Source organism: Amycolatopsis coloradensis, assembly GCF_037997115.1.
GTDB classification, from domain to species: domain Bacteria; phylum Actinomycetota; class Actinomycetes; order Mycobacteriales; family Pseudonocardiaceae; genus Amycolatopsis; species Amycolatopsis coloradensis_A.
The window spans coordinates 2319044-2336111 of the sequence record NZ_CP150484.1 but is presented as its reverse complement, the minus strand read 5'-3'; the positions used below and the strand labels follow the sequence as shown (position 1 = coordinate 2336111).

The 17068-nt window shown below is 69.7% G+C and carries 18 protein-coding genes; 8 read left to right on the top strand and 10 right to left on the bottom strand.

The genetic code is table 11. From position 1 onward, the window contains the following. Positions 1–98: 98 nt before the first annotated feature. From LCL61_RS11000 to LCL61_RS10980, 5 genes are all read left to right on the top strand, one after another. Positions 99–566 (top strand): MarR family transcriptional regulator, encoded by a 468-nt coding sequence (locus LCL61_RS11000; protein WP_340686736.1) that lies wholly within the window; start codon positions 99–101, stop codon positions 564–566. A 27-nt stretch (positions 567–593) separates the two neighbouring features. Next, positions 594–1442, top strand: coding sequence for an SAM-dependent methyltransferase (locus LCL61_RS10995; RefSeq protein WP_340686735.1), 849 nt, complete (start codon positions 594–596; stop codon positions 1440–1442). Between the two features lie 226 nt (positions 1443–1668). Continuing rightward, on the top strand, positions 1669–2205 hold the full coding sequence (locus LCL61_RS10990; protein WP_340686734.1) for a PadR family transcriptional regulator: 537 nt from the start codon (positions 1669–1671) through the stop codon (positions 2203–2205). Between the two features lie 9 nt (positions 2206–2214). Next, positions 2215–4233 carry an NADPH-dependent 2,4-dienoyl-CoA reductase gene (locus tag LCL61_RS10985; protein WP_340686733.1) on the top strand — a complete coding sequence of 673 codons (2019 nt, stop codon included), beginning with the start codon at positions 2215–2217 and terminating at the stop codon, positions 4231–4233. A gap of 48 nt (positions 4234–4281) precedes the next feature. Continuing rightward, positions 4282–5235: a prephenate dehydrogenase gene (locus LCL61_RS10980; RefSeq protein WP_340688551.1), complete on the top strand. Its 954-nt coding sequence runs from the start codon at positions 4282–4284 to the stop codon at positions 5233–5235. Between the two features lie 70 nt (positions 5236–5305). Here the strand turns inward: LCL61_RS10980 and LCL61_RS10975 are convergent, their stop codons facing one another. From LCL61_RS10975 to LCL61_RS10965, 3 genes are all read right to left on the bottom strand, one after another. Continuing rightward, entirely contained in the window at positions 5306–5521 is a 216-nt protein-coding gene (locus tag LCL61_RS10975; protein ID WP_340686732.1) for an antitoxin, read from the bottom strand. 61 nt (positions 5522–5582) lie between these two features. Continuing rightward, a complete protein-coding gene (locus LCL61_RS10970) occupies positions 5583–6515 on the bottom strand; it encodes a TauD/TfdA dioxygenase family protein (RefSeq protein ID WP_340686731.1) in 933 nt (310 codons plus the stop codon). A 202-nt stretch (positions 6516–6717) separates the two neighbouring features. Then, positions 6718–7056 carry a hypothetical protein gene (locus LCL61_RS10965; protein ID WP_340686730.1) on the bottom strand — a complete coding sequence of 113 codons (339 nt, stop codon included), beginning with the start codon at positions 7054–7056 and terminating at the stop codon, positions 6718–6720. Positions 7057–7145: 89 nt separating this feature from the next. Here LCL61_RS10965 and LCL61_RS10960 point away from each other — a divergent pair, with 89 nt between their 5' ends. Continuing rightward, a complete protein-coding gene (locus LCL61_RS10960) occupies positions 7146–7769 on the top strand; it encodes an AAA family ATPase (protein ID WP_340686729.1) in 624 nt (207 codons plus the stop codon). A gap of 3 nt (positions 7770–7772) precedes the next feature. Here LCL61_RS10960 and LCL61_RS10955 read toward each other — a convergent pair whose 3' ends face one another. Then, entirely contained in the window at positions 7773–9737 is a 1965-nt protein-coding gene (locus LCL61_RS10955) for an FUSC family protein (RefSeq protein WP_340686728.1), read from the bottom strand. 49 nt (positions 9738–9786) lie between these two features. Between LCL61_RS10955 and LCL61_RS10950 the strand changes: the two genes are divergently transcribed. Continuing rightward, positions 9787–10227 carry an SRPBCC family protein gene (locus tag LCL61_RS10950; RefSeq protein ID WP_340686727.1) on the top strand — a complete coding sequence of 147 codons (441 nt, stop codon included), beginning with the start codon at positions 9787–9789 and terminating at the stop codon, positions 10225–10227. Between the two features lie 228 nt (positions 10228–10455). On the opposite strand, the gene LCL61_RS10945 is transcribed toward LCL61_RS10950, so the two are convergent. The 6 genes from LCL61_RS10945 to LCL61_RS10920 all read right to left on the bottom strand — a co-directional run bounded on the left by LCL61_RS10945 (position 10456) and on the right by LCL61_RS10920 (position 16290). Further along, positions 10456–12984, bottom strand: a complete 2529-nt coding sequence (locus tag LCL61_RS10945; protein WP_340686726.1) for a CHAT domain-containing protein — start codon at positions 12982–12984, stop codon at positions 10456–10458. Between the two features lie 111 nt (positions 12985–13095). Beyond that, positions 13096–13575: a hypothetical protein gene (locus LCL61_RS10940; protein ID WP_007030725.1), complete on the bottom strand. Its 480-nt coding sequence runs from the start codon at positions 13573–13575 to the stop codon at positions 13096–13098. After that, positions 13572–14177 carry an RNA polymerase sigma factor gene (locus tag LCL61_RS10935; protein WP_007030724.1) on the bottom strand — a complete coding sequence of 202 codons (606 nt, stop codon included), beginning with the start codon at positions 14175–14177 and terminating at the stop codon, positions 13572–13574. Before LCL61_RS10935 ends, LCL61_RS10940 begins: the two co-directional genes overlap by 4 nt. 391 nt (positions 14178–14568) lie before the next feature. After that, positions 14569–14730 carry a hypothetical protein gene (locus LCL61_RS10930; RefSeq protein WP_340686725.1) on the bottom strand — a complete coding sequence of 54 codons (162 nt, stop codon included), beginning with the start codon at positions 14728–14730 and terminating at the stop codon, positions 14569–14571. Between the two features lie 125 nt (positions 14731–14855). Beyond that, positions 14856–15572, bottom strand: a complete 717-nt coding sequence (locus tag LCL61_RS10925; RefSeq protein WP_340686724.1) for an SGNH/GDSL hydrolase family protein — start codon at positions 15570–15572, stop codon at positions 14856–14858. 85 nt (positions 15573–15657) lie between these two features. Then, a complete protein-coding gene (locus tag LCL61_RS10920) occupies positions 15658–16290 on the bottom strand; it encodes an NAD(P)-dependent oxidoreductase (protein ID WP_340686723.1) in 633 nt (210 codons plus the stop codon). Between the two features lie 96 nt (positions 16291–16386). Here LCL61_RS10920 and LCL61_RS10915 point away from each other — a divergent pair, with 96 nt between their 5' ends. Further along, positions 16387–16977 (top strand): helix-turn-helix domain-containing protein, encoded by a 591-nt coding sequence (locus LCL61_RS10915; protein ID WP_340686722.1) that lies wholly within the window; start codon positions 16387–16389, stop codon positions 16975–16977. The last annotated feature ends 91 nt before the right edge of the window (positions 16978–17068 follow it).

Here is a 17068-nt window from a genome sequence, read left to right as displayed (position 1 = left end):
ACTTAGTTGTGCGCAACTAAAATGCACTCAAGGAGATTTGGCTCACCCGAGTGGCGATCTGCGGCATGATCGGCGCACCATGGGGACGAGGAGGACCGATGCCGACGGACAACACCGGATCGCTGTGCCTGGACGATCAGCTGTGTTTCGGGCTCTACGCGGCATCGCGGGCCGTGACCGCGCTCTATCGCGTCGTGCTCGACGATCTGGGCCTGACCTATCCGCAGTACCTGGTGATGCTCGCGCTCTGGGAGGAGGACGAGCGGCTGGTCAAGGAACTCGGCACCGTGCTGAACCTCGACTCCGGCACGCTGTCGCCGCTGCTCAAGCGGCTGGAGAAGTCCGGACTGGTCGAGCGCGTCCGCCAAGCCGACGACGAACGGTCCGTCCGCATCAGCCTGACCGAGGACGGCGCCCGGCTCCGGGAACGCGCGAGCGGGATCCCGAAGATCATCGGTGACGCGATGGGCCTCGACGCGGCCGGTCTCGCCCGCACCCGCGCGGAGCTCGATCGCTTGACCGAATCCGTGAACGCCTACCGCGAGGCCTACGTCCCGGCCGGTTAGCATGGGATTTCCGGCGCGGACAAAGGGATGACGATGATCGATCACGACGCGGCGCTCAGGGCCGTCGAGAACAGCTTGGACCGGCCGTCCGCGGCCCGGGTCTACGACTACTTCATCGGCGGCGGCACCCACTACGCCATCGACCGCGACTTCGCCGAGAAGGTGCGCGAGCGCCTGCCGCTCATGGGCGACTACTGCAAGACCAGCAGGCAGTTCCTCGGCCGGGCCGTGCGGCACTGCGCGGAGCTGGGCATCAAGCAGTTCGTCGACATCGGTTCCGGCCTGCCGACCGCGGGCAACGTGCACGAGGTCGCCGACGAGGCGCGGCCGCAGGAGGACACGCACGTCCTCTACATCGACAACGAGCCGATCGCGCTCGCGCATTCGACGCTGCTGCTCGCCGACACCGCGGACCCCGACCGTCACCACGCGATCGCCGCCGATCTGTTCGACCCCGAAGACCTCTGGAACCGGGTGATGGACTCCGGCATCATCGACGTCCGGGAGCCGATCGCGCTGGTGGTCAACGCGGTCATGCACTTCATCAAGGACGAGCAGGATCCCGACGGGCTGCTGGACTTCTACCGCGACCGGCTCGCGCCGGGTTCACTGCTGGTGCTTTCGCAGATGACCAACGAGAACCCGGCCAACGACGAGGAACGGCAGGCGCTGCTCGACATCCTCGAGTACTACGAGACCACGACGAACCCCGGTTTCCTGCGCACCATGGACGAGTTCCGGCGGTTCTTCGGCGGCTGGCCGCTGCTGGAGCCGGGCCTGGTCTACGCGCCGGCGTGGCACCCGGACAAGAAGACCCTCTTCGCCGCGAACCCCTCGGAGTCCCGCGTCATCGGGGGTATCGCCCGCAAGCCGTAGCTTTCCCGCGTGAAGGCCCCCTTCCCACGGCTGAGCCGAGGGAAGGCCACGTTCGAAAACCGGACCGTGCCGAACGAGGGCAAGTTCGCGCTCGGTGTCGTCCCGCTCTNCATGGAGTTCGACCTCGGCGTCCCTTCCCACGGCTGAGCCGAGGGAAGGGGGCCTTCACGCGCTTTGTGACGTGCGTCGCCTTGCAGTGCAACTAGGTGCATATGAAACTAGGTGCATGGCACTGGAGCACGCGATCCTGGTTTCACTGTCCGAGCGGTCCGGCTCGGGCTACGAGCTGACGCGGCGCTTCGAGAAGTCCATCGGACTGTGGTGGAGCGCCACCCACCAGCAGATCTACCGCGTCCTCAAGCGGATGGAGGACGCGGGCTGGGTCGCCGTCGCCCCGGTCGCGCAGTCCGGGAAACCCGACAAGAAGGTCTACACCGTCGGCGACGCGGGGCGGGCCGAACTCGCCCGCTGGCTCGCCGAACCCGATCCGTCGGCCACCGCCAGGGAGCTCGCCGTGAAGATCCGCGGCGCGGCGCTCGGCGATCCGGCCGCCGTCGCCGCCGAGGTCACCCGGCATCGCGACGCGCACGCGGCACAGCTCGACGCGTACCTGCTGATCGAGAAGCGCGACTTCCCCGAACCTAGTGTCCTCAGTGGACAGTCGTTGCACCAGTTCCTCGTGCTGCGCGGAGGAATCCGAACCGAACAGGGCCACGTCGAGTGGCTCGAGGAAGTCCTCCGGGCATTCCACCACGACGCGTAAGGACCAGCGATGAGCCCGTACCCGAACCTGCTGTCCCCTCTCGACCTCGGCTTCACCACCCTGCGCAACAGGGTGATCATGGGCTCGATGCACACCGGTCTCGAGGACAAGGAAGCGCATTTCCCGCAACTGGCCGAGTACTACGCCGAACGTGCCCGCGGCGGCGTCGGGCTGATCGTCACCGGCGGCTTCGCGCCGAACCGGACCGGCTGGCTCCTGCCGCTGGCGTCGAAGCTGTCGACGCGCGCGGAAGCCAAGGCGCACAAGCAACTCACCGATCCGGTGCACGAGGCCGGCGGCAAGATCGCGTTGCAGATCCTGCATGCCGGCCGGTATTCCTATCACCCGCTGAGCGTTTCCGCGTCGGGTATCAAGGCACCGATCAACCCGTTCAAACCGCGGGCCCTCTCGGGGTACGGCGTGCTGCGGCAGATCCGCGCGTTCGCCGATTGTGCCTTCCTGGCCAAGGAAGCGGGCTACGACGGCGTCGAGATCATGGGCTCCGAGGGCTACTTCATCAATCAGTTCCTCGCCGAGCGGACCAACAAACGCACCGACAAATGGGGCGGCAGCGCGGAGAACCGGCGCCGGATCGCCGTCGAGATCGTGCGCCGCACGCGGGAAGCGGTCGGCGAGGACTTCATCATCATCTATCGACTGTCCATGTTGGACCTCGTCGAAGGCGGACAGCGCTGGGAAGACGTCGTCGCGCTGGCCAAGGAGGTCGAAGAGGCGGGCGCGACGATCATCAACACCGGCATCGGCTGGCACGAGGCGAGGGTGCCCACGATCGTGACGTCCGTGCCGCGCGCGGCGTTCACCTGGGTGACCGGCAAGCTCAAACCGCACGTCGGGATCCCGGTGGTCACGTCGAACCGGATCAACATGCCCGAGGTCGCCGAGGAGGCGCTGGCGAGCGGCGACGCGGACCTGGTGTCGATGGCGCGGCCGTTCCTCGCCGACCCGGAATGGATCCGCAAGGCCGAGAGCGGGCGCGAGGACGAGATCAACACCTGCATCGCCTGCAACCAGGCCTGTCTCGACCACGCGTTCAAGCGGAAACTGGTGTCCTGCATGGTTAATCCGCGTGCGGGCCACGAGACCACGCTGACGCTTTCGCCCACGCGCGAGACCAAACGCGTCGCCGTCGTCGGCGCTGGTCCCGCCGGGCTCGCGGCCGCGACCGGCCTGGCCGAACGCGGGCACACGGTCGAACTGTTCGAAGCCGACGACGAGATCGGCGGCCAGTTCGGGATCGCGCGGAAGATCCCGGGCAAGGAGGAGTTCGCGGAGACCATCCGCTACTACACGCGACGGCTGGAGGTCACCGGTGTCAAGGTGCGCCTCGGCACGCGCGTGGCCGCCGCCGATCTGATCGACGCCGGGTTCGACGAGGTCGTGCTGGCCACCGGCGTGACGCCGAGGGTGCCGTCGCTCCCCGGTATCGACCACCCCAAGGTTCTGTCCTATGTGGACGTCGTGCGGCACGGGAAACCGGTAGGCGGCAAGGTCGCCGTGATCGGCGCGGGCGGGATCGGCGTGGACGTCAGCGAGTTCCTGACGCACACCACCTCCCCCGCGCTCGATCTCGACGCCTGGATGGCCGAATGGGGCGTCACCGATCCCGAGCGGGCGGCGGGCGGGCTGACCGAGCGGAAGGTCGAGCCGTCACCGCGGCAGGTCTTCCTCCTGCAACGCAAGAAGTCCGGCATCGGCGCGGGACTGGGCAAGACCAGCGGGTGGGTGCACCGGGCCGCGCTGAAGGCCAAACGCGTCGAGCAGCTCACCGGGGTCACCTACGACCGGATCGACGACGACGGCCTGCACATCACCGTCGGTGACCGGCCGCGCGTGCTCGATGTGGACAACGTCGTCGTCTGCGCGGGACAGGAGCCGGTGCGCGACCTCGTGGACGACCTGCGCACGGCCGGACTGCCGGTGCACCTGATCGGCGGCGCCGACGTCGCGGCCGAGCTGGACGCCAAACGCGCCATCGATCAGGGAACCCGCCTCGCCGCCGTTCTCTGACGAGTGGCCTCGTAGATGGCAGGATGAACCCTTGTGCGGGACGTATGCGTGATCGGGCTCGGGTTGATCGGTGGTTCGCTGCTGCGCGCGGCGCATTCGATCGGCCGCACCACGTTCGGGGCGACGACCTCCGAAGCTGACGCGGACGCCGCCAGCAGAGCGGGTTTCGACGTGACGACGCAGGTCGAAGCCGCGCTGGGCAAGGCGGCGGAGCGGGACGCGATGATCGTGCTCGCGGTGCCGCTGCCCGCGGTCGAGGAAGTGCTCCGGACCGTTTCGCGGGTCGCCGGGCACTGCGTGCTCACCGACGTGACCAGCGTGAAGGGCCCGGTGCTCGACTCGGTCCGCCGTCGCGCGCCGTACGCGAAGTTCGTCGGCGGGCACCCGATGGCCGGGACGGCGAACTCCGGCTGGAAGGCGAGCAACCCGGCGCTGTTCGGCGGCGCGGCGTGGGTGCTGGGCGTCGAGCACGACACCGATCTGACCGCTTGGGCGGAGGTCGCCCGGCTGGTGCTGGACGTCGGCGCGCAGGTCGTGCCGCTTCCGGCGGACTCGCACGACGAGACGGTCGCGCGGATCTCGCATCTGCCGCATATCTTCGCGGCCATCCTGGCCACGATCGGCGCGCAGGGCGGGCCGCTGGCGATGGCGCTGGCCGCCGGGTCCTACACGGACGGCACGCGGGTGGCCGGGTCGAGCCCGGCGCTGGTGCGGGCGATGACCGAAGGCAACCGGGACGCGCTGCTGCCGATCGTCGACGAAGCGCTAGGACGGCTGGGTGCCGCTCGGGGCTCGCTGGCGTCGACGGGCGGCCTCGCGGTGACGGTCAACGCGGGCTATGAGGGCGCGCAAGCGTTTGCGGCCAGTAAGGACGCGGAACGCGCGGGGGTTCGGGTCAGTCTGAGCGCGCCGGACGCGCGCGACGGCCTGATCGCGCTCGGCGAGCGCGGCGGCCGGATCACCGCGATCGAGGGCGACACCGCGATCGGCGAGGTCTCCTGACGCGTTTCGTCCTCTGAACGCGGTCCTTGCACACGCAACTACCGCATTCAGAGGACGAAACGCGCAGGGGTTACTGGCCCTGCTGGGGCGGGGTGTCGGGGGTGTCGTCGAACTTGTTGATGAAGCCCTTCGCCTTCTCGACCCCGGAGTCGATCTGCGAATCGTGACCGGAGAACTTCGACTTCGCGAAGTCCGCCGCCTTGTCCAGGCCGCCCTCGATCTTGTCGTTGTGCTCGCGGAGAGCGTCGGTGGCCTTGTTCTTCAATTCATCGAAGTTGATGCCCATGGCCACATCGTCACACAGGCACCGGCGAACACGCCCCGGCGATCACCCGTCGTGGGGACGCTCAGAACGGCCGGTCGCCCACGATGGCGACGCGTTCGGCCACGCGCGCGTACGGGTGGTAGTCGTTGACGGCGTAGTGCTGGGTGGCGCGGTTGTCCCAGAAGGCCACCGAACCCGGCCGCCAGCTGAAGCGCACCTGGAACTCCGGGATATGCGCCCGGCTGAACAGGTACCGCAGGAGCCTGTCGCTCTCGTCGCGGTCCATGCCGACGATGTGCGTCGTGAACGCCTGGTTCACGAAGAGGGAGCGCCGCCCGGTTTCCGGATGCGTGCGGACGACCGGATGCTCGACCGGCGGGAACGCGTCCTGGTGGCGCAGCAGCAGTTCCGGATCGGAGAAGCGGTCGAAGCCGGGGATGAAGTCGTGCACCGCGGTCAACCCGTCGACGCGGTCGCGGACGTCTTCCGGCAGGTTGTCGTAGGCGGCGGCCATGTCGGCCCATATCGTGTCGCCGCCGACCGGCGGGATCTCGATCAGCCGCAGGACCGAACCGAGCGCGGGCTCTGGCCGGAAGGTGACGTCCACGTGCCAGATGTTCTCGAACGCGGGCATGGTCGCCGAGCGGGTGAACCGGGTGGTGTCCGCGGTCTCCCCTTTCGGGATGAACGGGTTCGTCTCCAGTTCACCCCAGTTGGCGGCGAAGGCACGTTGGTGCTCCGAAGTGATGTCCTGGTCGCGGAAGAACAACACCTTCCACTCCAGCAGCGCGCGATTCAGCTCGGCGTGGAGAGCGGGCGTCAGCGGCCGGGCCAGGTCGACACCGCCGATCTCGGCACCGATCACCCGCCCCAGCGGACGCAGCGCGAAAAGCTCGTACGGGCGTTCTTCGACGCCTTCCGGCAGGCGCCGCAGCAACCGCGGCCCTTCGAGGATCCCGCCGTCGGGGACGGTCGCGGGGCGGAGACGGACACGGTCGGGCAGTTCGATGGACATGGAGGCTCCCTGGATTCACCGTCGGACGACTTGGCGAGATGAGGAGCTACGCGGGCGGAGAGCCCAAACGTCCACGGCGCAGGAGCAATGCGGCGACGCCTTCGCCGGCCGAACGCGTCGGCTCGGACTCCCAGTGGACGGACACGGGGCCATCGTGGGCCCGATCCGGCGTGCGGTCAATACCGTCCATGAGACGGGACGATCATCGCCTCCGCTCGGAGGGGAAGCTGCCCGACCACGTGTTCCGCTCCTCGCGCGGCCGCAGCGCCTCGGCCAGCACCCACTGCGAATGCGTCGTGCCGCCCCGGCCGACCGGACCGAGCTGGAAGGTGACCCAGCCGACCCAGTGCCCCGTCGTCGTCGCCCGCCACATCCCCAGCAGCCCGGGGACGGTGCCGGTCAGATCCAGGCCGTCGGGCAGGCGGGTCTTCACCGCACCGACGGGGTACACCAACTTGAGATCGACCCAAACGGGCTGGTTGGGCCGGACCATGTGCAGGTGACGCGGCCCCGGCGGCAGCGTGTCACCAGTGTCGAGCATGCGTCGATTATGCGTGAAAACTCGAACATTAGTTCGAGATGATGCTCACCCTCCCCCGTACGGGTGGTCGCGTGGCTAGGGTCGGCGGCATGCTCGTCTGGATCAACGGCCCGTTCGGCGGCGGCAAGACGCAGACCGCGCACGAACTGCACCGGCGGCTGCCCGGCAGCGTCCTGTCCGATCCCGAGGTCGCGGGTTTCGGCCTGCACCGGATGATGCCGCCACGGCTGCGTGGCGACTTCCAGGACCTCGCCGCCTGGCGCCAGGGCGTTTTCGAGGTGCTCGACCTGGTACTCGGCAAACAGGACGGTCCGGTGATCGTGCCGATGACGCTGGTGGAGCCCCGGTACTTCGAGGAGATCGTCGGCAGGCTGGCCGACCGCGGGCACGACGTCCGGCACTTCGCGCTGCTGGCCGAACGCGAAACCGTGCTGCGACGGCTGAGCGAACGCGGCATCGTCCATTCCGTACGGCGGAAGGGGAGGCCGCCGAAGCGCGAGAGTTTCGCGGTGTCGAAGCTCGACCTCTGCCTGGACCGGCTGAGCGGTGCGGAGTTCGGCGAACACATCCACACGGACACGCTCGCCGTCGCGCGGGTCGCCGATCGGATCGCCGCGTCGGCCGGGCTGACCCTCACCCCGAACACGGACGGCGCGCTGCGGGGTTTCGTGCGTCGCAAGTGGACGAGCGTCAAGCACATCCGGTTCGGCTGACGCTCAGGCGCGGCGGTGGTAGGGCAGGAACCGCCGGACCAGCCGCAGCGGCGCGCGTTCGACGAGGTCCGGGCCGCGCACGGCGTCGAAGGCGGCGCCGATCTGGTCGACGACGCCCGACAGCTGCTCGTTGTCGGGCATCGGCATCTCCGCCGGTTCCCGTTCTTCGCGGACGGCGGCCGCGAGTTCGGTGAGGGCGGCTGTCAGGAGGGCGATGTCGGCATCGGCCGGGGCAGGGGCGCCGCGGCCGAGGGTGACGCCGACCTCGGTGACGGCGTCGGCGACGCGTTCGAGCCCGGCGATCACCGGCCACCAGGCGACGGCCTGCCGCCCGGCTGCCGAGGGTTCGACGACGACCTGCTGGAACGCGGTCCGCAGGTCGGCCAGTGCGCGGTAGGCGCGGCGACGGGCGCGGGAACGTTCCAATCGCGCTTCGCCCGACGGCGCGAGCACGAGCCCCTTGTCGACGTATTTCACCAGGCTGTCGAGGCTGTCGGCGAGCCGTCCGCCGACCTGCGGCCGCCGGCTGCCCGGCCAGAGCAGGTAGCCGAAGATCAGGACGATCGCGCAGCCGAGCACGGTGTCGACGAGCCGCGCGAGCACGACGTCCCAGCTTCCGGTGCTGGCGAGATCCATCTGCAGGATGATCAGCGGGGTCACGAAGGCGCTGAGGATGCCGTAGTTGCGGACCTTGCCGACCGCGACGCCGCCCGCGAACACGGCGATCAGCAGGACCAGCAGCCAGCCTTCGCCGCCCGCGGCGAGTACGGCCGCGCCGATGCCCACGCCGATCACCGTGCCGATGCCGCGCAGCACGGCGCGGCCGAACACCGAGCCGAAGTCGGGTTTGAGGACGATGCCGACGGTGAGCGTGATCCAGTAGGACCGTTCGAACGGGACGAGCAGCGCGACGACTTCGGCGATCGCGACGCACAACGTGAGGCGGAGCGCGGCGAACCAGGTGAGCGGGCCGGAGATGAGCGACCCCGCCCAGCCGCGGAGGCGTTTGTGCCACGGCTGGATCTCGCGCCGTTTCCGGTTGTCGCCCTTGCCTATCCGGGCGAGTCCGGCGTAGAGCGCGGCGAGGACCGGGTCGGCGCCTTCGGGCGCTTCGGGCGGCTCCGGCAGTTCTTGGTTCGCGAGTACGGCCGCCGAAGTCGCGATGAAGTGGTCGATCACGTCTTCCGGGGCGCGGCGGCCGGCGTTGACCATCGCGACGGACGCCTCGACGGCGGGGGTGCTGGCCGAGAGCAGGTTGAGCAGCTGGCGGTAGGTGGCGTCGCGGCCCGACAGCCAGGATCGCGCGGTGAGCAGCCGGTCGTACGCGGTGTTCATCGCGGTCGTGAGCTGGTGGCGCGCGACGCGGGAGGTGGCTTCGTCGGTCGCGGACAGCATCGCGGCGAGTTCGACGTAGACGTGCGCGACGGCGCCGCGTTCGGGGCTGGTGGCGCGGAAGGTCCAGGTGGCGAGCGCGACGAGCAGACTCCAGGCGGCGCCGACGCAGAAGTAGCCGAGAAGGACTTCGACGCGCAGGCCGGTGACGTGCTGGCCGGTGCCGAGGACGCAGAAGACGAACATCTGGAGTCCGGCGACCGACGCGTTGCTGCCCGCCGCGCTGATCAGCGCGGACACCGCCGCGACCCCGACGACGACCGGGATGGACGCGGCCGGGATGCCGCCCGTGATCAACCCGGCGAAGTAGCCGAGGCCGGCGGCCGCGGTGGCGCCGCCGAGCCGCCGGGCGCGGTAGCGGTACGGGCCGGCGGATTCCGAAAGGACGGTGGGCAGGGCGCCGGTGGAGATGAGCGCGCCGACGGCGATGTCGCCGAGCGCGTAACCGACGGCCAGCGGTACGGCGAGGGCGAGGACGGCGCGGGCGACCATGTTCCACGGAATGGGAACCGGTGTGCTGCGGAGCAGCTGCACCAGCCAATGTGGTGCGGCGATCTCGCGGCGCGTCGTGCTCACGCCCCTATCTTGACTTATCCGTGGCGGCCGGAGCGGTTATCGTCGCCACATGGGCAAGACGTACTCCTTCGAGGTCAACCGGACGAGCAGCGCCTCGCCCGCTTCGCTGTTCGCGCTGGAGGCCGATGGTTCCCGGTGGTCGGAATGGGCGAAGCCGGTGGTGTTCCACTCGCGCTGGGCGCGGAAGCCGGACGCGGACGGAGTGGGCGCCGTCCGGGCCGTCGGGCTGTGGCCGGTGTATCTCCACGAAGAGACGCTGGAGTACGAACAGGACCGAAAGCACGTCTACGGCTTCGCGGGTCTCGCGCCGCTCAAGGACTATCGCGCCGAAGTCTCGTTCACGCCGAACGCTTCCGGCGGTACGGATCTGCGCTGGGCCGGCCGGTTCACCGAACCGCTGCCCGGCACCGGCGCCGCCGTCCGCACGGCCCTGCGCACCGTGATCTCGATCCTGGCCACTCGCCTGGTGAAACACGCGGAACGCGCCTGACCCCACCCCCGCCCTTCCCAAGGGGGGCGACCCCGAGTCCAGTCTATCGGCGTTGGGGGACGGAAAGGGCCGCTCGGCTGAGTTGTCCACAGGGGGCGATGGTTGTGGACAACTCCTGTGGGGAACTGAAGGACGCCAAAGCCGCACAGGACGCGGCGAAGGACGCCCTAGCCGCATAAGGCGCGGCGAAAGACGCTTTCACCCCATAAGACGCGGCGAAAGTCCCCTTCAGCCCGCGCCCAGGCACAGGAAGGGGCGCCGCAGCGGATCGGCGGCGGTCGCTTCCGCGAGCGCCAAAGCGGGCGCGGTCCCCGAAGCCAACCGCCGATGCAGATCGGACATCGCGGCGGCGGCGGCCTTGTCGCCGACTCGCGCGATCGCGCCGATGACCGTCCGCGAACCACTGGCGAGCAGCGTCCCGGCGAAACCGAGCGCCTCCTCGCCGGGCCGGATATGACTCATCGCGAGTTCGCACGCGGCCAGCACCACCCGTTCCGGCGGCTTCGCGAGCCGGGCGGTTTCGTGCGCGTACAACGGGCCGTCGACGAGCTCCAGCCGCGAGAACAGCGCGTTCGCCGGTTCGTGCGCGCCGTGCGCGACCAGATGCGCCATCCCGGAACCGTCCAAAGCGGACAGTACGGCGTCGCTGGTCGCGTCCTTCCCGTCGACGAGGCGGGCCTGCGGGTACACGGTCCGCAGGTTCCGCACCTCACCGACCGAACCCGGCACCCCAGGCCCGCCGGCGAGCAGGACCGGGCCGGAGCTCCGCCGCCCGGACGCGGTCACCCATGCGGTCGCCGACGGCGCGATCGACACCGGATGTCCGTGCAGTGACGGCAAAGCACCCCACGGCAACGCGTACAGCGAGCCGATCGGCACGATGATCAGCTCGCGGTTCTCCAGCGTCTTCGCCAGCGACGCCGAGATCAGCTTGTCCAGTTTGTCCGCCCGGCGCCGCGCGGAACCGGTGACGACCTCGACCAGCGGGGCGGGCAGGTTGTCCGGGGCCAGCGCGTCGAGGTCCGCGTGCAACTGCCGCGCGGTCTCGACGATCTCCGCGAGCGGCCCCAGCTTCAGCAGCCGGAACCGGCCGCGGTCGACGACCACCGCGTACAAGGTGTCGCGATACCCCATCAGGCTGACCAGCACGCGATCGCCGAGGCGCTCCACCACCTCTTCGGGTGCCGACACCGGGCGCGGACGACCCCATTGGCTGGTGTACCACCCGAGCCGCGTCGCCTCCCGCTGCAAACGGTCGTAGCGCTCCTCGAGCTTCCCGACCGGTTCGCCGGACAACCGCCGCGCCTGGATCGTCCCCTGCACGTGCCGCATTTCGTTGATGTGCCGGGCGAGCGCGGGATCCTCGATGACCGGCAGCGGTTCGTAGCGATACACCTGCGCGCGGGTGCGTTCGAACCACGCGAACAGGCTTTTCGCCCCGGCGCCGCTGCGCCTCGCCTTCTTGAGCACCAGCGTGAGCGCGAGTTTGCCCAGCTCCTCGCCGTGCGCCGCCGTCCCGCAGACAAGGTCGAGCCCGCCCATGCGGTCGCGGATCTGCCCGAGTTCGGCCAGCCCTGCCCGCGCCTGCGCGAGCGCCGAACGCGGCCGATGCGACGCCACCGCGAGTTCGGCCCGGCACAACCGCAGCTGCATCCGGTGGTCGATCGGCGTGGTCTGCCGAGGTTTCGGTACCTGCGCCAGGAGTTCCTGCGCGGCGACCGTCTCTTCGCGACGGATCAGCAACCGCACCGCGAACATCCTGGCCGCGCCCGCTTCGTCGCGCAGACCGAGCCCGGCCAGCCGGATGGCGAGATCGGCCAGCCGCTCCGGCAGTTTCGCGGACGGCTTCTTTTCCCGGTCCGCCAGTACCTTCACCGCGTCCGCGCGGAGCCGGGTCAACTCGGCGATCTCCGCCCACCGGCCGTTGCCACGCCGCAGGAAGCTCCGCCGTGCGGACGTCGCGAGCTTCTTCGCGAGAACGTGGTCACCCTCGAGGATGGCGGCCCCGGCCCGCGCGACCTCCGCTTCCGCGACGAGATGGTGCGCACCGTTGTCCCGGAGTTCGGGGATCGCCTCGTCGAGGTGTCGCGCCGCTTCCTCGGCGAGCCCGGCGGTGAGCAGGGCCTTCGCCTGGTCGAGCCGAACGAGCGGCAGCGAACCGGGACCGTCGGTGACGAAGATCGAGGCCGCCTGTTCGTAGTGCCGGAGCGCTTCGGGGATGTCGCCGAGCAACTGGGCGTGATCACCCAGGTTGTGCCGGATCTTCCCTTCGAGGCGGCGATGGCCGTACTTGACCGCGATGTCCAGCGCGCCGCTCAGATCCTGGTAGGCGCCGTCGGGGTTGGTCATCTGGAGATGCAGCCACGCCCGGTTCATCATGTTCCGGGTCAGGAGCAGGCTGTGGTCCTCCACCTCGTCGGCCAGGCTGGGAAGCACCGCGTCGTAGAGCGCGAGTGCCTCCTCCAACCTCCCGATCCGCATCAGGACGACGGCGCGCTGCAGGACGACGGTGAACCGCAGCAGCCGCCGGGTTTCGCCTTCCGGCAGCGAAAGCCGCACTCGCTCCGCCTCGTCCAGCCGAGCGAATCCGTCCTCTTGGGACAGGACCTCGGCCTCGGCCGCGGCGAGGCTGATCAGCACCCTGACCCGGATCTCCAGCCGTTCCGGCCCGGCTGCCTTCAGCGGCCCGAGGCACGACAAAGCGCGCTGCAACAACCTGATCGCGGCGCCCGGGCCGTGGTCGGCGGCGGCGGCCATCGCCTGACGATGGAGGTCCGCGGCCTCGGCTACGGAATCAACGACAGGAAGCTGCGCGGGCACACGCACTATGGGAGCACACCCGCGCCGCATAACGGAACAGCCGTCCGGTTACAGCACCACTGTCGGGGTCACGACGGTCCGGCGACAGGTCACGTCGCCGAGGTGGATCACGATCTGGGTGGTGCCCTGGGGGACGTTGTCCAGCACGAACCGGCCTCCCTCGTCGGCGGTGGTGGAACTCGTGCCGTGCTCGGCGACACGAACCTCCACTCCGTACTCGCCGGCGGGCACGAGCCAGCCGTCGATCCGGTGTTTCTTGCCGATCTTGGTGAGGTTGATCATCACGGTCAGGTCGCTGACGGTGAAGGTGATCGTGCCGGTGTCGCTGCCACGAACGCCCGCGGTGGCGTCCATCCGTTCCCAGCGGGCGACCTCGACGTCGAGGTTTTCGAGCGCGAGCGCGAACTGAACCCGCTGCACCAGGTCTCCCGGTGGCGGGTCCAGTTCGTCCATGAAGCGCCCGATATCGGCGAGCAAGGCCTCATCGCCCGGGGAGGTCATCTCCCCCGGCGTCCCGAGGTCGTTCATCGGCTTCCCCCTTCGTGGGCCAGCAGGTCGCGCATCGATTCGAGGCAACGGCCCCTGGTCGGGCCGACACTTCCGCGCGGCATACGGAGTGCTTCGGCGACCAGTTGGTATTCGGCCCTCCCGGCGAGCACGGTCAGCCGAAGGAGCTGCTGACAGCGATGCGGCAGGCGGAGGAAGGCGCGCCAGACCCGGCGATCCCGGTCGGCGCGGACGGCTTCCTCTTCGGGGGCCGGGTGGGTGCTCTCCATGCTCTCGGCCAGCTCGTCGGTCAGCGGGACAGGCTGGGCGCGGCGGCCGAAAGGATGTTGTGCTTCGCGTCTGGTAGTGGTGATCAGCCACGCGGCGAGCGCCTTGGGGTCACGGAGTTTCTCGAGCTGACTGAACAGGGCGAGCCACACCGTCTGGACCACGTCCTCGGCGGTCAGGCGGTCGAGCCCGTTCGCGCGCGCGACATGCCACACGAGCGGGGTCAGCTCGTGCACAAGTCTGTCCATCGCCTGGCGGTCACCGGCCCGCGCCGCGCGCATGCAGGCGGCATGCAGGTCGGCACCGGTCAGTCCTTCCCATGGCGGGTCTACCTCGGTCGTTTGCACGTCGGTCACCGTATCTGCCCCACTTCGGACGTGTCTTCGTGTCGGCGCTGGCAGTATCGCGGGCCCTTCGGGGAGAAGGAGCGTGCAAGAGGCTCTGGGATACATCAAGTCACTAACTTTTTTGTCGAATTTCGGCCATTCCCCTCGATGTGGGGTGAAGGACCAAAGGCACCGGCCGGCGCGAGTAGGTGTGGACTGCGCACCGGCCGGCCCTTTTCCCTCCCCCCGGGCCCGCTCCCCAACGGGCCCGCGTCCGGGCGTCCCCCCTCCCCCGAAGGGAGCACCCGGAGGTGATGTCCGGAGGCCCCCTCGGCNGAATACCGGTTCGGCCGGAGCCGTGTCGAGCCACTCGCCGAGAGGCGGCCCCCTCGGCCTCCGGACATCACCTGTCTGTGTTGGTTCAGTTCACCGGCGGGTTGGTGCCGTTCGGCTCCCAGTTGCCGTCCGGGCTGGTGCCGGGGCGGGGCGGGACCGGCGCCGTGATCGGCTTCGGGGTCTCTTCGAGGTCCTCGGTGGCCGTGGCCTCGTCGTCGACGGGTGCGGTGTTGGTCTCGGTCGTCATCGGGTGTCCCTCATTTCCTCGACTGCTCCATAGGACGCAACGAGGCTGCCACCAGATACACGCAGAGCCAGCTTTTTCGCGGAAATTTCTTAATCTGTGGCAGGCGGGTGACCTGATCAGCGTTTTTACCCGGAAATGGTGTCGCTGAGTAGCCGTCGGCTCACGTCCGCGAGTTGTTCGGCCCAGCGCCGGTAGCCCTCGGGGCCGGGGTGGAAACGGTCCTCGGCGAAGGTCGCCGGGTCCAGCATCGCGGCGGGCATCGGGACGTGGACGACGCCGGGTAGCAGCGCCAGCCGCGCGGCCGCGGCGTCGAGGACGGCCGACCGCGCGCCGAGGACGTCCCGCAGCGGACGCGGCAGCGACGGGAACCGGCCCATCGGCGGCACGCCCGCGAGCACCACCGGGACCCGGCCCACCCGGCGCCGCACGGCGACGACGAGGTCGAGCAGGTCACGCCGGTAGCGTGTGGCCGAATGCAGTTCGATCGTGTCGTTGACACCCAGCGCGATCACCACGAGGTCGGCGGGTTCGAGCAGTGGCAGCAGCTCCTCGCGCGCCACGCGCGCGTTGGCGCCGGTCTTGCCGAGTGCCTGCCAGGCGACCGCGCCGCCGTCCCGCGCGAGTTCGTCCGCGAGCCGTCCGGTCAGCGCCTCGGCGTGGGTGGCCGCGCCGACGCCGTCCACGGTGGACTCGCCGAGCACCGCGAGCCGCACCGGGCGGCCGTCGCCCTTCACGAGGCCGGTGACCGGCCCCGCGGCACCGGGCAGCCTTGGCGTCGTACGGCGCACCCGGACGGCTTGCGCGAGCAGGATCGGGGCGAGCACCACCGCACGGCTGATCACCCCGCGACTCTACTTCCGGCGTTCCGTCCTCTGAACGCGATCGTTGCGCATGCGACAACCGCATCCAGAGGACCAAATGCGGGAGTCAGCCGCGGGCGATCGAGACCGTCTGACGGACGAGCGAGTCGTCCGCGGCCGCGCGGAGCAGGTAGTCGGCGACGTCGGCGCGGTTGATGCTGTAGCTCCCGCGGACGTTGCCGTCGGTGCGGGCGGCGATCGCGCCGGTGTGCGGCCCGTTCAGCAGGCGCGGCGGGCGCACGATCGTCCAGTCGAGGTCGCTCGCGCGCACGATCCGCTCGGCGGCGACCATGTCCGCGAAGGCGTGCCGGAGGACCCTGCCCAGGATCGGCTTGACGACGTTCCTGGTGAAGAAGGCGTCGCCGTCGACGAACGGGCCGCTTGCGCTCACCAGGAGCAGCCTCCGCGTGCCCGCCGATCCGAGCGCGGCGACCGCGGCGCGCGCCCCGTCGGTGACGATGGTCGTCGGGTTGCGGTCGCGGGCGCCGAGGGCGGAGATCACCACGTCGCGCCCGGACACCGCCTCGGTCAGCGCGCCGTGCTCGGACAGCTGGGCGACGACGACCTCCAGCAGTTCACCTTCGGCGTGCAGGCGGGACGGGTCGCGAACGACCGCCGTGACGTGGTGCCCCGCGGCCAGCGCCTGCTTGACGACTTCGGAGCCGACCCCGCCCGTGGCACCGAGAACAGTGAGCTTCATGGTCACGCCTTCCTGGGTTAGTGAACACTCACCCACTATGGTGAGTGTTCACTAACCACTTGTCGAGCGAACACTGAGAAGCCCTCAGGAGCGAACATGGGAAGCCGCGAGGAGATCGTCGCCGCGGCGGCGAAGGTGATGCGCGAGCAGGGCTACGCGCACGCCACGACGAAGGCCATCGCACGGGCGGCGGGCTACTCCGAGGCGTTGCTGTACAAGCATTTCAAGGACAAGACCGAGATCTTCATGAGCGTGCTCACCGAGCGGCTGCCCGCGCTCGGGACGACCTTGGACGAGCTGATGAGCTCCGCGGCGGACACACCGCTCGCGGAGAATCTCGCCCGGCTGGCGCGGATCACGCTGTCGTTCTATCTGGAGAGCTTCCCGATCGCGGTGTCGCTGTTCTCCTCGCGGGAACTGCTCGCGACCCATCGGGACCGGGTCATGAGCCGGGCGGGCGGGCCGGACGTCCCGCTGGTGCGCGTCTCCGCGTACTTGGGCGAGGAGGTCCGGCTCGGCAGGGTTCGCGAGGACGCGGATCTGGACGCGGCGGCGTCGCTGCTGCTCGGGGCCTGTTTCCAGTACGCGTTCCTGGCGTCCTTCGAGGACCGGGAGCCGTCCCCGGGAGAACTGGACCAGTGGGCGGAGAGGCTGGCGGGCACGCTCGTGGTCGCGGTGGCCTCGTGAGCGTTCAGGACGGATGCGGCGGCTAGTTGGTCGCAAGTCCGTGAAGGCCCCCTTCCCTACTCTGAAGGTAGGCAAGGAGGCCTTCACGGAC